4 protein-coding genes are annotated in these 3,329 nt (G+C 63.4%); 1 reads left to right on the top strand and 3 read right to left on the bottom strand.

Going from position 1 to position 3,329, the window contains the following annotated elements; translation table 11 throughout:
• Positions 1–6: 6 nt before the first annotated feature.
• Positions 7–393 carry a VOC family protein gene (locus VMR03_RS02565; RefSeq protein ID WP_325401978.1) on the bottom strand — a complete coding sequence of 129 codons (387 nt, stop codon included), beginning with the start codon at positions 391–393 and terminating at the stop codon, positions 7–9.
• 82 nt (positions 394–475) lie between these two features.
• On the opposite strand from VMR03_RS02565, the gene VMR03_RS02560 reads away from it, so the two are divergent.
• Positions 476–1,012: a hypothetical protein gene (locus VMR03_RS02560; RefSeq protein ID WP_325401976.1), complete on the top strand. Its 537-nt coding sequence runs from the start codon at positions 476–478 to the stop codon at positions 1,010–1,012.
• 69 nt (positions 1,013–1,081) lie between these two features.
• Here the strand turns inward: VMR03_RS02560 and VMR03_RS02555 are convergent, their stop codons facing one another.
• Complete coding sequence (locus tag VMR03_RS02555) at positions 1,082–1,855, bottom strand: succinate dehydrogenase iron-sulfur subunit (protein ID WP_325401974.1); 774 nt, start codon at positions 1,853–1,855, stop codon at positions 1,082–1,084.
• 48 nt (positions 1,856–1,903) lie between these two features.
• Positions 1,904–3,329, bottom strand: a 1,426-nt coding sequence (gene sdhA, locus VMR03_RS02550) for a succinate dehydrogenase flavoprotein subunit (protein ID WP_325401972.1), incomplete at its 5' end; no start/stop codon positions are given.

Raw genomic sequence — 3,329 nt, 5'->3', positions numbered from 1 at the left:
GCCCGCTCACGCCGGATCGTGACAGACCGCCTCGACATTGTAGCCGTCGGGATCGAGCACGAAGGCGCCATAGTAATTCGGATGGTAATGCGGCCTCACGCCCGGACCGCCATTGTCCCGGCCGCCCGCCGCCATCGCCGCCTTGTAGAAGGCATCGACGGCCGCCCGGCTCTCCGCGCGGAAGCAGAGATGAATCTTGGGCGACACCTTGCCTGCCCCGTCGATCCAGAAGTCAGGCTTGGGCGCAACGCCGAATCCGCCGACGCCGATGCCGCCCGTATGCTCCTTCGGAACCTCCATTAGCAGCGCATAGCCCAGAGGCTTCAGCGCCTTCTCGTAAAAGGCGCGCGATGTCTCATAGTCCGTCACACTGACGCCGACATGATCGAGCATAGTCTCCTCCGACATTTGCTGGAACGACGCTTCAGGAGCAGCATAGGCCCCACGCATCGAACCGGACAATCGGGAGGATTTCATGCCCAGACATCGCTTCGCCGCCGTAGTTGCGGGCTGCCTGATGCTCGCCGCCTGCTTCGTCAGCAAGACACCGCTTTTCGGGCCGGCGGAGGCCGACTACCCCGTACCGGATGGCGCGCGTTTCACCGTCCACAAGCTCGACGACAATGGCGAGCGCACGAACGATGCGCCGCGCCACCTCACTGTTTCGCGCAAGGGTGCTGATTATCTCTATACGCTGGATGGCGAGGAGCCGGTCGCGGGGCTGATGGACGACGTCGGCGACGGCGATTACATCGTCCTCGGCCGCGACATGAGCAAACCCGGCGAGGTTCTCTACAGCCTCTTCCGGAAGAAAGGCGACGGCTGGCTGCGCTATTCGCCCAATTGCAGCGACTTCGCCCGCGCCATCGCAGCCAAGGGCATGAGCCGCGAGACCTTCAACATCGCACCGAGCGGCAACGACTGCGCCTTTTCGAACTATGACGATCTGAAGCGCGCCATGCGCGAACTCGTAAAGGTATCCGCGCCCGACAACGAGTATGTGAAGGAGTGATCCCTCCGAGGCACCGACAAAAAAGGCCGCTCGTCATGAGCGGCCTTTTCAATTCGATGCGGCGGAAGCTTACGCCCGTTCGACCATCATCTGCTTGATCTCGGCAATCGCCTTCGCCGGATTGAGGCCCTTCGGGCAGGTCTTCGCGCAGTTCATGATGGTGTGGCAGCGATAGAGCTTGAACGGGTCCTCGAGGAAGTCGAGGCGCTCGGTCGTGTTCTGGTCGCGGCTGTCGGCGAGCCAGCGATAGGCCTGCAGCAGCGCGGCCGGGCCGAGATAGCGATCGCCGTTCCACCAGTAGGACGGGCACGACGTGGAGCAGCAGGCACAGAGAATGCACTCGTAAAGCCCGTCGAGCTTCTCGCGGTCTTCATGCGTCTGCAGCCACTCCTTCTTCGGCTCCTCGGTCTTGGTCTGCAGCCAGGGCTCGATCGAGGCGTGCTGCGCGTAGAAGGTCGTGAGGTCCGGCACGAGATCCTTCACCACCGGCATGTGCGGCAGCGGATAAATCGCGACGTCGCCCTTGATCTCCGCGATGCCCTTGGTGCAGGCCAGCGTATTGGCGCCGTCGATGTTCATCGCGCAGGAGCCGCAAATGCCTTCGCGGCAGGAGCGGCGGAAGGTCAGCGTCTGGTCGACTTCGTTCTTGATCTTGATGAGCGCGTCGAGAACCATCGGCCCGCATTTGTCGAGATCGACCTCATAGGTGTCGATACGCGGGTTCTGGTTGTCGTCGGGCGACCAGCGATAGATGCGGAACCGCTTCACGCGGGTCGCGCCCTCGGCCTTGAAGGTCTTGCCTTCGGTGGGCCTGGAATTCTTCGGCAGATTGAATTGGACCATGATCGGACCCTTTACGCGCCAACGCGGAGAACGCCAAAACTCGAGGCGTCAGTACACGCGCGCCTTCGGCTTGATATATTCGATGTCGTTCGAGAGCGTGTAGGTGTGGACCGGGCGATAATCGACGGAAGGCTTGCCCGTCTTGGTGTCGACCCAGCACAGCGTGTGCTTCATCCAGTTTTCGTCGTCGCGGTTCGGGAAATCTTCGCGGGCATGGGCGCCGCGGCTTTCCTGACGGCCGACCGCGCCCTCGACGGTGGCGATGGCCTGAACGATCAGATTGTCGAATTCGAGCGTCTCGATGAGATCGGAATTCCAGATCATCGAGCGGTCCGAGACGCGGATTTCCGGACGGCGCGCAAAGACTTCGGCGATCCGCTTCCGGCCCTGCTCCAGCACCTCGCCGGTGCGGAAGACGGCGACGTCTTCCTGCATCGCGCGCTGCATCTGGAGACGCAGTTCCGCCGTCGGCGTCTTGCCCTTGGCGTTGCGGAAATGATCGAGGCGTGCAATCGCTTCGTCGCCGGCGCCCTTCGGCAGCTCGGGCTTCGCCTTGTCCTTCAGGAGTTCCGCGGCACGGATGCCGGCGGCACGGCCGAAGACCACGAGGTCGATCAGCGAATTGGAGCCGAGGCGGTTCGCGCCATGCACGGAGACGCAGGCCGCTTCGCCGATCGCCATCAGGCCCGGCACGACCGTGTCCGGATTGCCGTCGGTCAGCGTCAGCACTTCGCCGTGATAATTGGTCGGGATGCCGCCCATGTTGTAATGGACGGTCGGCAGAACCGGGATCGGCTCCTTGGTCACGTCGACGCCGGCGAAGATGCGCGCCGATTCCGAAATGCCGGGCAGACGCTCGGCAAGGATCTTCGGATCGAGATGGTCGAGATGCAGGAAGATGTGGTCCTTGTGCGGGCCCACGCCGCGGCCTTCGCGGATTTCAATGGTCATGGCGCGGCTGACGACGTCGCGCGACGCGAGATCCTTCGCCGACGGCGCATAGCGTTCCATGAAGCGCTCGCCTTCGGAATTGACGAGATAGCCGCCCTCGCCGCGCGAGCCTTCGGTGATGAGGCAGCCCGAGCCATAGATGCCGGTCGGATGGAACTGCACGAACTCCATGTCCTGGAGCGGCAGCCCTGCGCGCAGCACCATCGCATTGCCGTCGCCGGTGCAGGTATGCGCGGACGTCGCCGAGAAATAGGCGCGGCCGTAACCGCCGGTGGCGAGGATCACGATGCTGGAACGGAAGCGGTGGATTTCGCCCGTCGCCATGTCGAGCGCGACGACGCCGACGCACTTGCCGCCATCCATGATGAGGTCGATGGCGAAGTACTCGATGAAGAATTCCGCCTTGTGGCGCACCGACTGGCCGTAAAGCGTATGCAGCATCGCATGGCCGGTACGGTCGGCGGCGGCGCAGGTGCGCTGCGCGATGCCTTCGCCGAAATTGGTCGTCATGCCGCCGAAGGGG

Source organism: Parvibaculum sp. (assembly GCF_035511255.1).
Lineage (GTDB): Bacteria > Pseudomonadota > Alphaproteobacteria > Parvibaculales > Parvibaculaceae > Parvibaculum.
Note: the sequence above shows the minus strand (reverse complement) of the source record. Positions and strands in the feature narration are given on the sequence as shown.